Source organism: Propionispira arboris (assembly GCF_900109225.1).
Classification (GTDB): domain Bacteria; phylum Bacillota; class Negativicutes; order Selenomonadales; family Selenomonadaceae; genus Propionispira; species Propionispira arboris.
The window spans coordinates 214738-234544 of sequence record NZ_FNZK01000002.1; the positions used below are offsets into that span (position 1 = coordinate 214738).

The 19807-nt window shown below is 35.5% G+C and carries 21 protein-coding genes; 17 read left to right on the forward strand and 4 right to left on the reverse strand.

The window, feature by feature from the left end:
* The first annotated feature begins 39 nt into the window (after positions 1-39).
* Entirely contained in the window at positions 40-582 is a 543-nt protein-coding gene (locus BMY14_RS02925; protein ID WP_091829039.1) for a flavin reductase family protein, read from the forward strand.
* Positions 583-1130: 548 nt separating this feature from the next.
* Here the strand turns inward: BMY14_RS02925 and BMY14_RS02930 are convergent.
* Entirely contained in the window at positions 1131-2054 is a 924-nt protein-coding gene (locus BMY14_RS02930) for an NmrA family NAD(P)-binding protein (RefSeq protein ID WP_091829042.1), read from the reverse strand.
* 264 nt (positions 2055-2318) lie between these two features.
* On the opposite strand from BMY14_RS02930, the gene BMY14_RS02935 reads away from it, so the two are divergent.
* Entirely contained in the window at positions 2319-3248 is a 930-nt protein-coding gene (locus BMY14_RS02935) for an AraC family transcriptional regulator (RefSeq protein WP_091829045.1), read from the forward strand.
* Positions 3249-3430: 182 nt separating this feature from the next.
* Positions 3431-4204, forward strand: a complete 774-nt coding sequence (locus BMY14_RS02940; protein ID WP_091829047.1) for an AAA family ATPase — start codon at positions 3431-3433, stop codon at positions 4202-4204.
* A 247-nt stretch (positions 4205-4451) separates the two neighbouring features.
* Here the strand turns inward: BMY14_RS02940 and BMY14_RS02945 are convergent, their stop codons facing one another.
* The gene (locus tag BMY14_RS02945; protein ID WP_091829049.1) at positions 4452-5387 is read right to left on the reverse strand and encodes a DUF1848 domain-containing protein; all 936 of its coding nucleotides are present in this window, start codon (positions 5385-5387) and stop codon (positions 4452-4454) included.
* 370 nt (positions 5388-5757) lie between these two features.
* Positions 5758-6537: a methylmalonyl-CoA decarboxylase gene (gene scpB / locus BMY14_RS02950; RefSeq protein ID WP_019552673.1), complete on the reverse strand. Its 780-nt coding sequence runs from the start codon at positions 6535-6537 to the stop codon at positions 5758-5760.
* A 364-nt stretch (positions 6538-6901) separates the two neighbouring features.
* On the opposite strand from scpB, the gene BMY14_RS02955 reads away from it, so the two are divergent.
* The 8 genes from BMY14_RS02955 (at position 6902) to hxlB (ending at position 13243) form a co-directional block, all read left to right on the forward strand.
* On the forward strand, positions 6902-7273 hold the full coding sequence (locus tag BMY14_RS02955; RefSeq protein ID WP_218144868.1) for a DUF4143 domain-containing protein: 372 nt from the start codon (positions 6902-6904) through the stop codon (positions 7271-7273).
* Positions 7274-7488: 215 nt separating this feature from the next.
* Positions 7489-7638 (forward strand): hypothetical protein, encoded by a 150-nt coding sequence (locus BMY14_RS20470; protein ID WP_177177457.1) that lies wholly within the window; start codon positions 7489-7491, stop codon positions 7636-7638.
* 241 nt (positions 7639-7879) lie between these two features.
* On the forward strand, positions 7880-8884 hold the full coding sequence (locus BMY14_RS02960) for a LacI family DNA-binding transcriptional regulator (protein ID WP_091829053.1): 1005 nt from the start codon (positions 7880-7882) through the stop codon (positions 8882-8884).
* A 149-nt stretch (positions 8885-9033) separates the two neighbouring features.
* Positions 9034-9756, forward strand: coding sequence for a sugar phosphate isomerase/epimerase family protein (locus BMY14_RS02965; RefSeq protein WP_091829058.1), 723 nt, complete (start codon positions 9034-9036; stop codon positions 9754-9756).
* Complete coding sequence (locus BMY14_RS02970) at positions 9753-10706, forward strand: sugar kinase (RefSeq protein ID WP_091829061.1); 954 nt, start codon at positions 9753-9755, stop codon at positions 10704-10706. The genes BMY14_RS02965 and BMY14_RS02970 overlap by 4 nt, the downstream gene beginning before the upstream one ends.
* 63 nt (positions 10707-10769) lie before the next feature.
* Entirely contained in the window at positions 10770-12032 is a 1263-nt protein-coding gene (locus BMY14_RS02975; RefSeq protein ID WP_091829064.1) for an MFS transporter, read from the forward strand.
* Entirely contained in the window at positions 12032-12670 is a 639-nt protein-coding gene (locus tag BMY14_RS02980; protein WP_091829067.1) for an orotidine 5'-phosphate decarboxylase / HUMPS family protein, read from the forward strand. Before BMY14_RS02975 ends, BMY14_RS02980 begins: the two co-directional genes overlap by 1 nt.
* A 21-nt stretch (positions 12671-12691) precedes the next feature.
* The gene (gene hxlB / locus BMY14_RS02985) at positions 12692-13243 is read left to right on the forward strand and encodes a 6-phospho-3-hexuloisomerase (RefSeq protein WP_091829069.1); all 552 of its coding nucleotides are present in this window, start codon (positions 12692-12694) and stop codon (positions 13241-13243) included.
* A 241-nt stretch (positions 13244-13484) separates the two neighbouring features.
* Here the strand turns inward: hxlB and BMY14_RS02990 are convergent, their stop codons facing one another.
* A complete protein-coding gene (locus BMY14_RS02990) occupies positions 13485-14297 on the reverse strand; it encodes an alpha/beta hydrolase (protein WP_218144869.1) in 813 nt (270 codons plus the stop codon).
* A gap of 256 nt (positions 14298-14553) precedes the next feature.
* Between BMY14_RS02990 and BMY14_RS02995 the strand changes: the two genes are divergently transcribed.
* From BMY14_RS02995 to BMY14_RS03015, 6 genes are all read left to right on the forward strand, one after another.
* Positions 14554-15024: a MarR family winged helix-turn-helix transcriptional regulator gene (locus BMY14_RS02995; protein WP_177177458.1), complete on the forward strand. Its 471-nt coding sequence runs from the start codon at positions 14554-14556 to the stop codon at positions 15022-15024.
* A gap of 212 nt (positions 15025-15236) precedes the next feature.
* Entirely contained in the window at positions 15237-15557 is a 321-nt protein-coding gene (locus BMY14_RS03000) for a hypothetical protein (protein WP_091829077.1), read from the forward strand.
* Between the two features lie 84 nt (positions 15558-15641).
* Positions 15642-16145: a YbaK/EbsC family protein gene (locus tag BMY14_RS03005; protein WP_091829079.1), complete on the forward strand. Its 504-nt coding sequence runs from the start codon at positions 15642-15644 to the stop codon at positions 16143-16145.
* Positions 16146-16593: 448 nt separating this feature from the next.
* Positions 16594-17220, forward strand: coding sequence for a LysE family translocator (locus BMY14_RS03010; RefSeq protein ID WP_091829081.1), 627 nt, complete (start codon positions 16594-16596; stop codon positions 17218-17220).
* A 206-nt stretch (positions 17221-17426) separates the two neighbouring features.
* Complete coding sequence (locus BMY14_RS20995) at positions 17427-17558, forward strand: hypothetical protein (protein WP_281246413.1); 132 nt, start codon at positions 17427-17429, stop codon at positions 17556-17558.
* 500 nt (positions 17559-18058) lie between these two features.
* A complete protein-coding gene (locus tag BMY14_RS03015) occupies positions 18059-19780 on the forward strand; it encodes a methyl-accepting chemotaxis protein (RefSeq protein WP_091829084.1) in 1722 nt (573 codons plus the stop codon).
* The last annotated feature ends 27 nt before the right edge of the window (positions 19781-19807 follow it).

The window sequence follows — 19807 nt, forward strand, 5'->3', positions numbered from 1 at the left end:
CACTGAAAATAAGAGCATTTTCAGGTGGGAGGCAATGAAATGAGAGAAATGGATATTGGGAAAGCTTTTACTTTTTTAGAATCTGGACCAGTTACGTTGGTTACAACCTTTGACGGAAAGAAAAACAACATTATGACGATCTCATGGCATATGATCATGGATTTTAGCCCACATATTGCTATTTCTACAGGACCATGGAACACGTCTTTTGAAGTGATGATGAGGACAAAAGAGTGCGTTATTGCTGTTCCGGGAGTTAATTTGATTGAAGCTGTTATTGGGATTGGTACTGTTAATGGAGACATCGTGGATAAGTTTGATAAATTTTCTTTAACATCGCTTGCGGCTAAAACAGTTAAGGCACCTCTTATTAAGGAATGTCTGAAATGTATTGAATGTAAGGTGATTGACTATGTAGAGAAACATGGTTTGGTTATTTTATCAGGAGAAAGAGCTTGGATAAATGAAACGGCTGTTGAGCAACGAACATTTCATGCTGTGGGAGATGGAACTTTTATAGTGGATGGAGAAATGATGGAATACCGGGCTATGATGGGAAACCGTCTGCCACCGGGAGTATGATTTTGAAATGTTTTCGATTACACAGAAGATCACAAGATCAAATGAAGGAAAATCTCTAATACCAATTCTTGATTTAATGTATCAATGGGGAGAAAAACATATTATCAAATAATAAGTATTTTAATGTGCTTTAAGAATATTAGGTTCTATAATAAATGTTGGGGTAAGCAAAAAAACGATGCGAAATTTTTTTCTTTTCTGCTTCAATTTGTATTAGTGACACAATAATTTCTCCCCTAATATACTTTGATTTAAGCATGGTATAATTATTTTTGTTATACATTTAAAACATCTAACGGTTCATTATTATAACACTAAAAAAATCAATAAAATATCGAATAGTTATAATCTTTATTTGTAAAGGAAATTATTTGCTAATATATAATGCCATTATGCAACAGTAATAAGCTGATTCCTGTTCAATACAGAAATCAGCTTATTACGTTTATTGTCCTTGATAAAGGATACCTGTTATTCTAATATTACATAGTGATTTTACTGAAAATTGAAGTTGTCCGGGTTAGGTCCCCAACGATAATTTTGCTATTTTATGACGTTATAGTAAGGTGTAACTGCTTTTTTAACTTATACAGAGGCAACCATTCTTCTCTGACAAACATTTCGAAAGATATAGGAGCCGAATTGTCTTCTGAGTGAGGCTTCAACATTCGTATATAGCCTGAGTTCATTGCATCTGCCACTTCGAGAATAAGCTTAATGATATGCTCGGAAAAATTAAGTTCCAGCAGGTCATTCCGAGTCTTAACTTTCGAATCCTGGATATAGGCAAGAGCAGGATTATGAATTGCTTTCCCTATAATTGCGGAAACTTCGTGCATTGTCAGATCTTGGCTTCCATGAAGTTCACGGACCTGTTTGCCTTGGAAATCAAGCTTCAATAGAGCCTCTCCCACGGCAAGGCCGATGTCGTGCGTGGCGATAAACGGAAACTTTACATTTGGACTAAATGGACCGGCTGCCGTACCACGAGTTAAAATTGTATCGACTAGAGAAAGCGTATTTTCCATAAAATAGCCCGCGCGTAGATGAAGGACATTCAAATCTGCAATACGGTTTAGTCGTTGCTCAAGCTGGTGCAGGCCGACGACAGGACCTGTTCCTTCCGATTTATCCGCACCCCAACTGCTTAATGATACGACATATTTTACCTGTGCTTTTTCCAAAGCGGGTATAATTGCATTCATGATTCGGTCTTGATGGGCTCGAAAGTTGTTGCTTGTAGCAATATAATTAGGCTGAAGCATGACATAGACTGCCTTTGCCCCAATAAAAGCCTCGGTTAACGCTACCTGATCCGTAGGCTCGGCGACAAAAGCGTCAGCCCCTTTGCTTGTGAATGGTTTTAGGCGTTCTGCATTTCGGCCAATTACCCGTACAGACTGTCCTTGCTCTAATAAGTAATTTGTAACCACGCTTCCTGTTCTGCCAGTTGCACCTATAATAACATACATGTGATTTCCCCCCGATCTAATTCTTGTCAAATTTGCGTTTACATTCCGAGTAGATCCTTTCGTTTTGTTCTGGTAAATAGCCCAAAGGCTTTGTTTAAATGATCACAGGTTTCCTTTCGTACTATATTCATTATCTAACAATCAGGGCTTTATCTGGTAGACTATTATGCGCAAATCATTGCCTAATTCTCTCAGGTATGCTAAAGTCAAAATAGAGTTAAGGAAAGTTTAGTGGTGTATGTCGAAAGCAGGAGTGAATTAATTATGGTAAGAACTAAAGAAGATGATAAGATTGTAGAAATACAGGCAGAGTTGGTTCAACTTATCGAACGAGGTGCTAAATGTGATGGAACTCATTCAACTGCTATTCCTTCATTGTATTTTTCACGCATATCATATAAAGAAGGGCCTGTCCACGCGTTTCAGGGACCCGCCTTATGTATCATTGCCCAAGGAGAAAAAACATTTATGCTGTCTGAGAGCAGTTATTACTATGATCCTTTTCATTATCTTGTGGTTTCTGTGGATTTGCCACTTTCCGGACAAATTATCCAGGCAACTCCACAAACCCCGTTATTATGTTTGAGTCTGAATTTTGAACCGGAATTGATTTTCGACATTATCCAAAATTCCGGGTTATCCATTAATGTAAAGAAAAATTCTCAGCGGGGGATGTTTGTGGGCGAAACGAATTTGCCTCTTCTGGAGGCAGCCTTAAGACTGGTTGGTCTTTTGGATGAACCACAGGATATCCCTGCACTTGCACCTTTGGTGATAAGGGAAATATTTTATCGGATTCTCCAAGCTGAAAAAGGGGGTTTCTTAAAACAAATTGCGATCAATGGCAGCCATGCCCAAAGAATCATTGAAGCCATTCGTCTCATTAAGCAAGATTTTGCGAAACCTTTACGTATTGAAAAATTAGCATCGGCTGCAAATATGAGTATTTCCTCTTTACATCGCCATTTTAAACAAGTAACTGCAATGAGTCCCTTGCAATATCAAAAGCAATTGCGGCTGCAGGAGGCACGCCGCCTTTTGCAGTCCGAAAAGACAGATGCCGCTGATGCAGGCTTTCAGGTTGGTTATGAAAGTCCTTCACAATTTAGTCGTGAATATTCACGTTTGTTTGGCTTACCGCCGATCAGTGATATGAAGCGTCTGCATAACGTTTCAAAGAGCAGCTCAATATAGCTAATCGATTCACTAACAATTAGTGCATTTACTCATATTTGTGTTATAAGCATCAAAGAAATTATTGCGGTAGGAAGAACTGAACTAGCGTAGCAATACGAAAAGTGAGCCATATGAGAGTCATACCTATTATCCTGCATTCCTGAAATATTTATAACAAGGAATACAGGGCTTCAAAAAGAATGACTAACAATAGATATGAGGGGGTAATTAAAGTAAACGTCTTTAATACGAGTCAATATATATTAGAAGTAGCTTTAAATAGAGACAAAGTAGAGTCATTTAATGAGTATCCTTTTTCTATACCTGCCATCGTAAAACTAAATGAAATTGAATTGCATCCCCATGTCACTTTTTTTGTTGGAGAAAATGGATCAGGTAAATCAACTTTAATTGAGGCTATAGCGGTAGCCTTTGGGCTTAATCCTGAAGGTGGGTCTAAACACTTCACCTTTTCAACGGAAAATTCTCATTCAGAATTGCATAGATACCTGGTCTTGCGCAAAGGGATCAAACGGCCGAGAGATTCTTATTTTTTACGCGCCGAGAGCTTTTACAACGTAGCAACGAATATTGAAGAATTAGGCATAGGATATGTATATAGTGATAAGTCTTTACATCACCAGTCGCATGGCGAATCCTTTATGTCGTTATTTTTGCATCGTTTTTTAGGCAAAGGGCTCTATATCCTTGACGAACCGGAAGCGGCGTTATCTCCGATGAGACAATTAAGTTTGATTAGCCGAATTCATGAATTAGCTTCAAATAATTCGCAATTCATTATAGCGACACATTCGCCAATGCTGTTATCGTATCCTAACTCTTATATTTATAACATCGATAATAATGGGATAAATCGGATTAAATATGAAGACACAGATCATTTTACTATAACTAAAAATTTTTTTAATCATTATAAGATGATGCTTAATGAACTTATGAAGTTGGATGAATAGTAAATCAAAATTCAATTACAAGAAAAGTATATTAATGAATTGCCCCCTGTCCATTGGACAGGGGGCAATTCATGTGGAGATGGGTGTTTTTTTGCCATTCCATTCTATTGGAAAAATTAATGCAATTTGAACTGAAACGTTAATAACGGACGTTATAGTGCTGGATACAATGTGAATATTTAGCAAAAAAAGACAAAAAAAGCCTCTCTGCTAGTGCTTTTAGAGGACAACCGTATATAATAAAGCGTTATAAAAGCTGGCACTGCCAATCTTTAAAAGATCGAACCGTACGATCTTTTATTTCATCAGTGGGTCCAATTTCGCCAAATAAAAGTGGTGAGCTTGGATTATGGATTGCAAAATTTTTTGTTACGGTACTGTTGTTATAGTTTGCATAGCAATATAAGCAGCCGTTTTTACAAGTATTATAAGTTCCAATATCAATACTGGAACTACAGCCGCATTCAGGTCTTTGATTTTTGTCTTTTGCAATGTCTAGTTTATAGTTCCCTATTTGTTCAAATCGATTTTTGTCAATACAATGGGCATGAGCAATGCCAAAGACATCAAGGTTAAGTTTTTCGGCACATGTATCCAGCTTAATCCCAAACTCTTTTGCTATTTTTGCAAAACGCTGCATTATTTCAATTTGCTGTTGCTGTGTTTCGGGATTTATATTGAGGCATTGCATATTATGGTGAGTGTTTTTATATAAATCAAGAAAACTTACGGTGCATTTTTCGGTATAATTGTGGAGCTTTTCTGCAAGGACTTTAAAATATTTACAGTGATATTCCATTGTATACGTTTTATTAAAAAAAACAGGGTCGTACCGCCATATGATTTTATCTTTGCCAATCAAAGAAGAAAGTTTTTGAAAAGAAGGGATAATAACATGGCTTTTTGATGGAACATTTGGTTCTACATCTTTTCCATACGCAGTAAGAGTGAATTGGAAATAATACGTGTAGGCATCTAAGTCTGAAAGTCGACTAAGCAGCGGAATCGGGTTTTTTGTCCAAAATACAATTCCATCGACAACGTTCGGAAGCAAATTTATTTTGCTGATCTGATGAAAATTCATGGGGTTTCGAACAAGAACATACCCTTCTTTGATTCGATTAAAAAACCATTCGGAATAGTACGTTGGAATGTCTGTCCGACGGCTGGCACTGATAATCATAGGAGACCTCCTTTGTAAGTTAGCTATTTTAATTATAAACGCTGCAGCGTAATAAGTACCGTTTTTGATGTGGATCGGAGTGTGTTATTATGAAATATTTGAAAAACATCTTTGTATGTGACAAATTTGATGGAAATGACAAAAACAAAACTTCCCAATTGTATTCAAGATACCTTTTGGTATACAGATGCATATAAGACTAGGCGATAATTTTCAAAGAGCAGCGGGGCGGGGATCTTGTCTCACATAATTCTAAGAACGAAAAAGGGATTTTCGAGCTATAGTGGCATCGAAAATCCTTTTTTCGTAGCAGTTGTTATAAATCATAACCGAAGCAAATACAACAGGTGTATTTCATTCAGTTTTTGGTTTATTCCCCTTTAAAATTGGCAGGCCGTTTTTCTAAAAAAGCAGTGATTGCTTCTTCATAATCATGGCTGTCATAAACTTTTCTACGCAAGCCTTGCACCCGTTCAAAAGCAGACGGCGTAATTGCATATGCTTTTGATAATACACGAAATTGTTCTTTGATTACTTCTATAGACAAATGTGATCGCGTACTAATTGTCGCAGCTAATTTTAGCGTAAAAGAAAATAATTCGGATTCTTCGACTAAATGATTGATGATTCCTACACTTAAGGCCCTGTCAGCATCCATCAATTCAGCCGTGAAAAACATTTCTTTAGCGATATTAATCGGAAGACGATTAATAAAATGCAAGATGCCTGTCGAATTATACGGAACACCAAGTTTTGCTGGAGTCATGGCAAATTTGGCAGTTTTATCGGCAATTACCATATCACAAGTCATGATCAGATCACAGGCACCGCCCCAAACACTACCATGTATCATAGCAATTACCGGGCCTGGGTATTCTTCAACAGAACGTAACAGTATTTCAAGAGAATCATAGTAGCTTAATGGATCTCTCATTTTCAATGGCAATTCTTTTACATCATGTCCGGCTGACCAAACTTTCGTATTCTCTGGGGCACGCAAAATAACGATGCGAATTTTTTCTTTTTGCAATCTATCAAGAGCTTCAACAATTTCACTGACAAGTTCAGCGCTTAATGCATTTAATTTTTTTGAATTATTCAATGTAATAATTCCTATTTTCTTTTCTGTTTCAATTTGTATTAATGACATAACAATTTCTCCCCTGATATACTTTAAATTAAGCATATATAATTATTTTTGTTATATATTTTTAAAACATCTAACGGTTTTTTATTATAGCACTATACAAAAGATCAATGAAATATCGAATAGTTATAATCTATATTTCTGAAAAGAATTATTTGGTAATGATATTTCGTAAATTGCTAAATATGATTTACGAAAACTGCTAATTGTAAATACTGAAAAGTGCTGAATGGAATTGACGTAAACTGCTGAATGAAGTAAAATTTGGTTAGAAATATGGCATGGAAGGGCGTTTTGTTATGGCATTAACCAGGCCCGCTTATCGGCAGAGAATCGTAGACGATTCAACCCGATTGTTACTGGTGAAGTGGATTTGCGCCATTTGATTGATTTAACGGTTCGGGGCGGCTGGCCTGGAAGTTTAAATTTAAAAGTACCTGTTTCGACAGAGCTGGCAAAATCTTATCTTGATACAGTGGTTTATGAAGATATGTATAAAGTGGATGGCATCAAAAGAGATTATAAAAAAGCGATTTTATTGCTACGATCTTTGGCACGTAATGAATGTACAATTGCGGGTAATGCGAAACTAGTCAAGGATATACAAGAATATGATGGTGAATCCATAGACAGAAATACCGTGAGTAATTATTTGGAGATATTCCAGCGACTTTTTATTTTAGAGGACCAGCCCGCATTCAGTCCAAATCTTCGTTCATCCATTCGGGTTTTTATTTGAGACTTTATGCGAGCGTGATTTGCGTATTTACGCGGAGACGAATAGTAAACAGAAATTGAATTTCGTGAAAATTTTAGAAGCATGCTTGAATTGTGACACTTAATACGAAAAAAATGACAAATGGGTGAAATCTATTGGAATAAAGAAAACATACTGTATTGTAGGTTTTTATAAGGCAATTGAACGGCTGGATAATATGGTTCCAGTCGTTTATTTTGCGTTGTGAGAAATGTAAATATTTAGAAGATGCCAACAAACAAATGTATGCAATGCTGCTCTGTTGTAAGAATTTACGGGCAATTGTCGCTGAATTGCAGAATGCATCAAATGATAGCACTTGTTTTGCAGTAAATTGGAATATTTGAAGCATTGCTCAATCGACAACTCCCCGTATTTTTAACTGAAATTACGAAAGTAAATTATTCAGATAATTCCATATTATTAAAAAATTGAGAATAAAGAAGAAAATAGAACAAAATCATAGAATAATAAATAAAATCCGAAATATTCATCTATTTTTGAAGATTGTGATAATATACTTTTTTTGTTATTATTTGACCAAAAGAGTATGTTAATCGATTGCGTAAGTAAGGGAGCTGTAGCATAGTGGAAAAAAAAGATCATGTAACAATTTCTGATGTAGCAAAACGTGTGGGTGTTTCAACGACTACAATTTCTCGTTACTTAAATGGAAAATATGGATTCATGTCAGAGGATTCACGAGCTAGGATTGCATCGGCAATTGAGGAAGTTGGGTATCGTCCAAGTGGATTGGCTCGAGCTCTTAAGTTTCAAAAAAGCCGCACTTTGGGCTTGATTGTGGCTGATATTACAAATCCCTTTTCAGCAATTTTAGTTAAGGGTGTTAATGACAGATGTCAAGAATTGGGCTATAGCTTAAATATTGCAAATACCGATGAAGATCCTGAAAGAGAAAAAGCATATGTGCAATCTATGATTGATCAGAGAGTAGAAGGCTTAATTATACATAATACCGGGGAGAATAATTTGTTTTTTCAAAAAATTGCGACAGAACAAATGCCGATTGTGTTAGCAGAACGACCTATTGGGCAACCTCCAATATTAGATACTATCAAGACAAATGATATGGAAGCTATTCATAAAGTGATGAAATATATAAAAAAACATGGTTATGAACGAATAGGATTTTTTACGGAACCGCTCAAAAATATTGAAACACGAATTCAACGTAGTGCAGCTTATCATAATGTTTATCCAGAATTGTTTAATAGTGAAGCAGAGGAGTATGTGCTGACTTCGCATGAACCTGAATTTGTGCAACGTATGTTGCAGTCGTTTTTAGAAAATTCAGGGCGAAAAAGCATTTTAACAGGGAATGGTGTTGTGACCTTGAATTTACTTAAAGCAATTAAGGCTATGGGCCTTTCCTATCCGGATGATCTGGGTATATGTAGTTTTGATGATTGGGAATGGATGGAATTGGCTGATGTTACGGCAATTACACAACCATCATATGAAATTAGTATAGAATGCGTGAATCGTTTGATTGAACTGATTGATAACAAAGGTAAGGGAGTGCCGAAAATAAGAGAAATTCCTTGTAAAATGGTAGTTCGCAATTCAATTTAAAATTATTTTATGTTTTTAGCAATCGATTAACACAAACAATCATAAAAAATGAAACAATATGAGGTGTGGTGCGGATAAATCGTCGCCACATTCTATTTTATAGTTTTAGCAATCGATTAACATAGAATTTTAAGAAGGATGTGAGGAAAATGGTTAAAGTGATATTACCAACGCTAGTTTTTTCGACTCCAATTGCAGTAGAAAAAGAAATAAATGAAATTAAGTCGTATGGAGCTGATGGAATTGAAATTAGACGCGAACGACTTATACCGACACAAGAATTATTGCAAACAATGAAAACCTATATTGATAAGGTAGACTTATCTCCAGTTATTTATTCAGTGCCAGAGGATCTTTGGATGGCAGATGGTAGATTAAATGATAAATTTGCTACTTTTTGTCGCGAAGCAGCATGGGTATCAGCAAGTTATATAAAATTTTCTTTGGGAAACTTTTCGCTAGAAAAAGCTTGTTCTGAATCTGTATTGAAACAAAATCTGCAAAAAATTCCGGGAAAGCTTTTAGTAGAAAATAATCAAACAAAAGAGGGAGGGAGTTTAGCTGGTTTCGTAAGATTTTTTAAATGGAACAAAACCTTACCTGTTTCCATGACTTTTGATACAGGTAATTGGATAACGGTTAAGGAAGATGCCGAGCTGGCTTATGAAATTTTACGGGAGCATATTGAATATATGCATATAAAAGACACTATTTGGCGAGGCAAGTATGAAAGCATTCCTGTAAAAATAGATAGTCCTTGGTTTATAAGGGCTGCACAACATCAGATGGCGGCAGTAGAATTTCCATTCTCTGCACCAGCTGATGAAGGTCCTAAGTGGGTACAATGTATAAAAGGGAGTGGTATGAAATGAAAAAGTTTATTACATTTGGCGAGGCAATGGTTATGTTTGTTGCGCAGCAAGAAGGTGAGTTAGCACAACAACAAGATTTTAAAAAATTTATGGCAGGTGCGGAAACAAACGTAGCAATTGGTATGGCACGTTTAGGTTATAACAGTACCTTTATCAGTCGTGTTGGTAAAGACTCTTTTGGAAAATTTATTGTACAAGATCTTGAGCGAGAAGGAGTCAATACGGATCAGGTTGTTTTTGATGATGTATGGCCAACCGGATATCAAGTAAAATCGAAAGTGAGTACAGGTGATCCACAAATCGAATATTATCGAAAATTTACACCATTTCGTCAAATTTCCAAAGATCAAATGAATACGGATTGGTTGAGTCAAGCCGATCATCTCCATACAACAGGAATTCCATTAGCACTTTCGGTATCAACTTATGAATATGGAATAGAAATAATGAGAAAAGCAAGGGAAAATCAGCTAACAATTAGTTTTGATCCCAATTTACGACCAACGCTGTGGAGCTCTACAATTAAAATGCGTCAATTTATTAATGAAGCAGCTGGCTTAGCGGATTGGATTTTACCGGGACTATCTGAAGGACAATATCTGACAGGTTTAGAAAAACCACGTGAAATAGCTGATTTTTATTTAAATAAGGGAGTAAAACTTGTTGTAATTAAGCTTGGGAAGGAAGGTGCTTACTATTGTGACTCTGGAGAAAATGAAGGAATGATAAAAGGAATTCAAGCAGTAAAGGTTATTGATAGCGTTGGAGCTGGTGATGGATTTGCAGTTGGAATAATTAGTGGATTATTAGAAGGATTGACATTAAAAAAGTCTGTCGAACGAGGAAATGCAATCGGCGCATTAGCTATAAAATCGCAAGGGGATCATGATGGATTGCCTAATAGAGAGGTATTAAATAACTATATAAAAGAAAATTATCATAGACAGTAATAGAAAATGAGTTTTGTAAACCAAGTCATTTGTTTGCAAAATTGTGATGAGGAGAGAACAGAAATGGAAAAAACTCTGAGTATCAAAAGATGGTATCGTTTAATGCCAATTGTTTTTATCACGTATAGTCTGGCTTATCTTGATAGGGCAAATTTTAGCTTTGGTGCAGCGAGTAATATGGCACATGAATTAGCAATTACTCCCGCCGTTTCTTCTTTATTGGGAGCACTTTTTTTCTTGGGATATTTTTTCTTCCAGGTTCCAGGCGCAGCTTATGCGGAAAAGAAAAGTGCAAAAAAACTTGTGTTTTGGTCTCTTTTGCTTTGGGGCGGCTTTGCAGCATCAACGGGGGTGTTATCGGATCCGTACCAACTAATGATAGTACGTTTTATGCTGGGAGTAGTAGAAAGCGTTGTTATGCCAGCAATGTTAGTATTTCTTTGTCATTGGTTTACAAAAGGTGAACGTTCTAAAGCAAATACAATTTTGATCCTTGGCAATCCAGTTACAGTTCTTTGGATGTCTATTGTTTCTGGTTATTTACTTGATATTTGTGGTTGGCGGATGATGTTTATTTTAGAAGGAATACCACCACTCATATGGGCATTTTTTTGGAATAAAATGGTCAATAATCATCCACATGAAGCAACCTGGCTGGATAAACAGGAACAGATGGATTTGGAACTGGCACTTCAGGCAGAACAAAAGGGTATTAAGCCAATAAAAAACTATGCAGAAGCATTTAAAAATAAAAAAGTAATTCTTTTATGTGTACAATATTTTTTATGGAGTATTGGTGTATATGGGTTCATGATGTGGCTGCCGTCTATTTTGAAATCAGCACCGAATATGACAATGGTGTTAACCGGATGGTTGAGTTCTGTACCTTATTTATTGGCCATTATTGGCATGATATTAGCTTCATATTTTTCAGATAAGTTTTTGAATCGACGCGATTTTGTATGGCCGTTTCTTTTTCTGGGAGCCATTTGTTTTTATGCATCTTATCTTGTGGGTACGCAAAATTTTATGCTTTCATATATCTTGTTGGTTCTTGCAGGAGGAATGATGTATGCACCTTATGGACCGTTTTTTGCCATTATTCCAGAACTTTTACCATCTAATGTGGCCGGTGGAGCGATGGCTTTAATTAATAGCTTTGGAGCTTTAGGTAGTTTTACGGGTGCCTACGTGGTAGGCCTGCTTAATAGTTATACTGGCGGCTATGGAGTGTCATATATGTTGATGGCAATATCTCTTTTGTTAGCGGCTGGAATTACTTATTATGTTTGTACTGTGAAGAAGTCTGAGGGGGAAGTTCAGTGATGGATAAATATTTTATACAATTGGCGTTAGATCGAATGAATATAGAAGAGGCTATTCGGCTGACTCAGAAAGTAGAAGAAAATGTGGGATGGATTGAAATTGGTACATCTTTGATAAAAGAATTTGGCATGAAAAGTGTACGGAGTTTTCGCAATGCCTTTCCTGAAAAAATGTTGCTTGCCGATATGAAAATTATTGACAATGCACGCTATGAATGCGACCTTGCCTTTACAGCTGGAGCAAATGTTGTAACTGTTATGGGTTGTGGTCCGCTGATTACAGTGCAGCTTGTGGCGGAGACAGCAAGAAACGCGAATCAAAATTTTATGATAGATTTATTGAATACGACAGAAAAACAACAAATACTTTTACGGGATACGTTTCCAGATGCAATCTTTTGTTTGCATACAAGCAAGGATCAGCAAGAAAGAACTGGTGATACATTTCGTTCAAACGACATTGGCTGGAATGGTCGTCGAATTGCGGTAGCAGGTGGATTAAATGAAGAAACTTTGCCACCGATCATTGTACAGTTACGACCAGAGATATTTATTATTGGAAGCAGCATTACAAAAGCAACTAATCCAGTTGCAGCGATTCGTACTTATCAGCAGATTATAAAAGATAATCAATTTTAAAATGAGGAGGAAATATTACAAATGTCTATAATGGAAACGATTTTAAATGAAATTCATGGTGTTATCAAAGAAATAAATGAAACTGAAATAGATCAAGCCGTTACAAAATTGTTAACTGCAAAACGAATTTTTGTGATTGGTGAAGGCAGAAGCGGTCTTATGGCAAAGGCATTCGCTATGCGACTCATGCATTTAGGTGCAGAAAGCTATGTCATTGGTGAAACGATTACACCAGCAATTCACAAAGAAGATATGTTGGTGGCGATTTCAGGGTCAGGCAGTACACATCATGTTGTTTGGACAGCCCAAAAGGCCAAGGAGGAAGGTGTTGTTGTACAAGTGATTAGTGCAACAAAAGAAGGAGAATTGGCTAAATTTGCTGATTCATTAATTTTTGTGCCAGCGGCAACAAAGTTTCGGCATAAAGGAGAAGCATCAAGTATGCAGCCTTTAGGTTCTTTATTTGATCAGAGTGCTCATATTATATTTGATGCATTATGTATGAAGTATGCTATTGAAAAACAGGTTAGTCAATCTGAATCTTTTAAAATGCATAGTAATTTGGAATCTTAATATGTCAGCAATGATAAGTTTTAAACTTAAATAATGGGAAGTCTCATAAATGGAACTAAATAAATTTCGCATTTATGGAAAACTAAAAAACTGCATATTGTTGAATACCCCCTTTGGATAAACAGTAGTTAATAAAACTGTCTATCCAAAGGGGGTATCTTAATCTCTATCGTGCCTTAAGTTATTTGGGGAACGGAACAACATATAATTATTGAATATATTCTGAATATTTATGTGGAAATCAAACATTTATCCTCTTCTTAATCCATGAAATGATATCTTTCATGATCTCATGTCTGGCTGGCTCATTCAAAATTTCATGATACAGTTTCGCGTATATTTTTAGTTCTTTATCTGTTGAAGCAATATCACCGTAAAAATCACGCGAGTCCTTTTCCATTACTAATTGGTCATCGCAGCCATGAAGAATGAGCGTCGGAGCAACAAAAGAGTGGGTATTGTTCTTCAGCCATTGAACCCCGTTGTCAATTTCATAGAATAAACCAGCACTGATTTGAGTTAATACCAAGGGATCATTTTGATACGCAGCAACTACGGACGAGTCCGTACAAATCAAGTGTCCCAATTCGTTAGGCAAATAGTCTGTAACAGCAAGTCCTTGTGGAACACTACGGATTAGCCCCTTATTATCGTTGGTAAGTGCTCCCGAGAGAATAATACCGTCGGCCTTATTGGGATACTTGCTACCGAAACCAGCAGATGCAAATCCCCCCAGACTATGCCCCAGAATAAACAAAGGAACTTGAGGATGTTCATTCCTCGCCATTTCAACAATAAACTTTACATCTTCAATTATTACGGTGAAATTGCTAAAATAAGCCCTTTGTCCTTCCGATTTACCATGACCACGAAGATCAAAGCGATAAACCGCAAAATTATTCTCCGCAAATGTATTTGCTAATTCATCATAGCGCCCTAAATGTTCGGCTAACCCATGTACAATAACAACCGTAGCCTTTACTGTGGCAGGAATTAACGTAGAAGCATAAAGACTGGTACCGTCAAATGATTTTACCATTTTCTCTGTTTTCACATAAATCATCTCCGTTTGAATTTTCAGATTTTTTATTTGACATTATTGTATCCTTGGGACACAATAATGTCAAATACTATTTTCAAAATAATATTTTGTCAACCATAACGGGAGAAAGAGACAGCGTAATCCGAGAAGTGTATATATTGGCAAAAACAAAGTTTTTATGCATTATTATTGCTTTATGCTATACTTAAACTTGACATTTAATTTGGTTTATTAAGGAGTTGTCTGATTAACTATGGAGCTGGAATGGATGAATAAGCACCGTCAACTTGTTGAAAAAATCATTAAATTTGGAAATGCTTATGCACACATTTATAATAAGCAAATGAATTATCATGCGGATATTGATTTTTCTGCCGCACAAATTCAGGTAATGGAATATGTATTGGAAAACGAGGATCAGAACATGTCGGAAATTGCTAAGCGGTTAGGAATTACACGTAGTGCATTTTCAAAAAATGTAACAAAATTAATGAATAAGGGGCTATTGGAAAAATTTCATTGTAATAACAATCAAAAGCAATTTTTTTTGAAAATAACGCCACGAGGAGAAATGGTTTATAAAGAATACTCTAAATTTATATTCGAAAAAATTTTTAAAGAAATGTTTGCGTTAATAGATCAAATACCACAACAACATGAAGTAACGATGGCGAAAATGTTGGATGTTTTTGCGGAAAAAATTATTCTCTTCGAAAATGAAGAAAATAAGAGAACTTAGACTCTGGTGCACCGTTTAGTGTAACCTATCCAATCTCTATTGTGGAGTTCTTGACGATGGGCGCGTTTTCGGATTGCCAGAGAATGCAATAAACGTTCAGGGCGGCGGTGAGGTACACTTAAGTGTACCTCAAAATATATAAGGGAAGTTTATTTTTATATCGTGATGAATCATTCAGGATGAAGTATGTTTAATAAGGGAGTGCGTAAAATTTGATATCAAGAACATGGCATGGAATCGTTCCTTTAGCAATGAAAACAGGATTTGAAGCTTATGAATATGAGACTGGTGTAAAAGATACTTTGGCAATCAAAGGAAATTGTGGTGCTTATTTAAAAATTGTTAATCAAGGAGCATATGCGCATTTTTTTCTTTGTACGAAATGGGATTCTTGGGAAAGCATGGTTGACTATGCGGGGATTGAACCAGAAATTGCAGTAACGTATCCAGAAGATGAAAAGTATGGTCTTATATCTGATCCGATTGTTATTATTCAAGAGGTTACGGACAGTAAGAATCCTTTCGATAATTAAATATGCAGCAGATTTTTGCTTGACAGCCTGAGTAAAACACAGTGATTGGCGACATGTAAATATTTACCAGGAGACGAAATGAAAATGGATGTTTTACGCGAGTTTTTTACGGCACAGGATATTATTGATTTTTTTAATGAACAAAATATGCCTTTTGAATTTTATCAACATGCGCCAGCCTATAGTATTGATGATTTAGAAGCATTGGCTATTCCGCATAAAGAGGATATTGTAAAAAATCTTTTTTTGCGTGATGATAAGAAGAGAAATTATTATTTAGTGACACTTCCAGGACATAAAAAGATAGATTTGAAGATGCTTAGTGAGAAAATCCCCAGTCGCAGGTTGAGCTTTGCTAGTGAAGAGCTGTTATATGAAAAACTGCTTTTGAAAAAAGGAAATGTGACACCACTCGGGGTGCTGAATAACAAAGAAAAAAATGTCATCGTAGTATTCGATAAAAATTTACAAGGCAAAACGATAGGGGTTCATCCAATGGACAATAGCAAAACAGTTTTTTTGCGTTTTGAAGCACTTATTGAATTGATTAAAAACAATGGAAATCCCATTATCCTGTGTGATATTTGAACGGTTGTTACAAACGTTCTTAGATAACTTTAGGCCTAGGTGATGTTTATCCTAATCTCTATTTTTATCTTGCAATCATGGGATGAAAGTTTTAAAATTATACAGTAATTGAATATTTTTGAATAAATTTAAAATGTAAGTTTTGTTGATTTTTATGTCGACGTCAATAAGTCTTGTAACGCTTGAAGTATGGAACTGTTTGATTTTTATAAGTCGACTGAACGGTTCGATAGTATGGTTTCAGTCGTCTGTATTTGCGTTGTGGGAAATGCAAACATTTAGAAAAAGATGACAAAAAACAAACGATCTCATTGTTTCTCAATAAAAATTGATATCTAAAAATGTCTATTTAATTAGGTTTGTTTAGTGCGGATTTTTCGGGAGCTGTTTTCAGAATAACATTCCCATTGACGTTTAGCAAAATAAATAATGAAGAGGTGTTTTCTATATGGAAATGACTAATATATATCTATTTATTTCTGTATCGTTTATTCTCCTTATATCGCCTGGACCAAATACAATATACGTTGTTACGAAGGGAATGAATGAGGGACGTAAATCCGCATTTAAGGCAGTGATGGGAGCATCAGCCGGAGATTTGGTTCAAGTATTAGCAGCATCTCTAGGTTTGGCAGCATTATTACAAGTATCTGCGTTGATGTTTTTTATCGTCAAAATGTTTGGTGCTAGTTATTTATTTTATGTCGGAATACAGTGTTTTCTAAATAAACAGCGGATGCTGGTAAACTCATCAGAGAAACCAACTAAAGGTAAAAAACTGTTTTTCACTGGATTCTTAACCTCCGCATTAAATCCGAAGACGACATTGTTTTTTGTGAGTTTCTTACCTCAATTTATTGATAATCAAAGTGTTTATGCTCAACAGCAAATGATTTTGCTTGGTTCAAGCTTTGTTATTATGGGCTTTTTTGTAATGAGCATGTATGCTGTCTTAGCTGGAAAATTACGCTTTTGGATTGGAAAAAATGATAGAATACAGGCATATTTCAATTGGGTAACAGGGGCAGTTTTTATAGGTTTTGGATTGCGGGTGGCTTTTTCAGAACGGAAATAGCCATAACTAAATTATGATAGGTATCAATAAACTATATTTAAGAAAAAGTTGTGTGCCTTAAATATAGTTTATTGAGAAAAGATACTAAAAATAATACGAGAAACATTTTTTCTTGTGCTTAATTGAAATCATAGGACAAAAAGTTTATAATTGTATAAAAATTAATTCTTTTGAATAAAGTCAAAATGTAAGTTTTGTTGATTTTTATGTCGACATCAATAAGTCTTGTAACGCTTGAAGTATGGAACTGTTTGATTTTTGTAAGAAAATGCATGGCAATCGATACGAAAAGAAGTAGCGAAATGGCAGATGTTTGGCAAGTGGATGAAATCCGTTGAAATAAACAAAATTTACTATATTTTAGGTTTTTATAAGGCGACTGAACGATTCGATAGTATGGTTTCAGTCGTCTTTTTTTGCGTTGTGGGAAATGAAAACATTTAGAAAAAGATGACAACCCCCATTGTCTTTCATGTCAAGCCGTGGAACTTGTTATTGTCTTTGATAAAGAATCCACTTTAATGTTATAAAATGTAGGATTTACCTCTTTTTTTATTTTAAGAGAAAAAAGTTAATTTTAAATTATAATAATATTTAGAATTTTTTTACAATATTAAAAGGATTTTCCAATAAAGTACAGAATGTTTTTTAATAAAGTGAATAATAAGTGTTAAATAATAATTATCGTGAAATTATTCAAAGGACTTTTCATCGTAGAGAGCCTTGGTGTAATTAACGAATATAATTATATTATTGAATTAACATTGTTTGATTTGGTTGTATATTGCTTATAGTATGAAATACTTTATCTATAAAATGCTACAAGGAGCGATGTAAAATGGAATGGTTTAAGAATTTAAAAGTTAAGCAAAAACTTAGTGTTTTGATCATTGTTTTTAGTTTTGCTATTATTTTGGTGGGGTCTATTGGATATATTAATTTGAAGCAAAGCAGTGAATACACGGATAAGATATACGAGAACAATTTAACAGAAATGCAATTATCATATGAAAGCCAACTTTATGTACGAAAAGTTCGAACCGATGTATTAGATCTCATGATTACGACAGATGCGAATGAAAATAAGAAATTATCCGGTCAAATAACAGATTCCAGAAAATTATTAGGAGAAACTTTAGCAAAATATGATTCATTACCATTATCACAAGAACAAAAAAATAATGTCAAGGAGTTACAAAATAATATAACGCAATACCGTGACGGTAATAATATGGTTGTTGATTTAGCATCGAAAAATAAAAACAAAGAAGCATATACATTATATAAGACAACGGTAGAGCCTTTGGCTGATATAACATCTAAGACATTGCAAACGATTATAGATGTATCAAAGAAAAATGCAGAGCAGATGAACCAGGCATCAAAAGACAATTTTGTTAAAGCGAGTATGATGTTTATACTTATTACAATTTTTGCTATTATTGTGGGCGCCGGTCTAGGAATTTTGATTATAAAGCAAATTATGAAACGTTTAGGCGAATCAGTAAATTTCTTAGGCGGAATTGCCGCGGGCGATTTTTCACAAAATGTTGAAGAAAGCAATATGCAAGATAAAAGTGAATTTGGTATCTTGTCAAAAGCCGTTGACCGAATGAACCGGAATATTCGGGCGTTAATTAAGCAATTACTAAATACATCCGAACAATTGGCGGCAGCATCAGAGGAATTAACCGCTAGTGCAGAACAATCAGCACAGGCATCTAATCAAGTTGCAGAGACAATTACAGAAGTCGCCAAAGGTGCGGAAAAACAGTTGGAAATGGCTGTTAAGACAAATCACATTGTCGAAGAGATGGCAAAGGGGATTCACCAGGTGACCGAAAATACCATTGAAGTGGCTCGGTCGACAGATAAGACATCAACGGCTGCTATAGAAGGTAGTAGGGCTATTGAAAAAACTGTTTTACAGATGGAAACTATTGAAAAACGAACGGATGACACGGCTGATGTCATTGGTGAATTAGAGGGGAAATCAAAACAAATTGATACCATTGTCGGATTAATTTCAAATATTGCAGCGCAAACGAATTTATTATCTTTAAATGCGGCTATTGAAGCAGCTAGAGCTGGTGACGCTGGCAGGGGATTTTCAGTAGTTGCGGACGAAGTCAGAAAACTGGCTGAACAATCAGCACGTGCGACAAAAGATATCACGGAACTAATTGTTGATGTACAGGCCAAAACAAAAACCGCCGTCAACTATATGAATGAAAGTAAACGTGAAGTCAAAATGGGATCGGAACTTGTTGATTTGGCGGGTAAGAATTTCAATGAAATATTGTCGATGATTAAGGGCGTAGCTGATGAAATCAATGAAATATCGGCAGCGACCGAAGAATTGACGAGTGGAACTGAAGATGTTGTTGCTGCGGCAAATAGTATTAGTGGAGAAACGAAAAAAACAGCTGACGCTACGCAGACTGTTTCAGCTGCAACAGAAGAACAATCCGCTTCAATGCAGGAAATAGCATCAGCAAGTACGCACTTGTCAAAAATGGCAGCAGATTTACAAACTGAAATACAAAAGTTTAAAGTGTGATTAGACTTACTAACTTAATGATAGAAT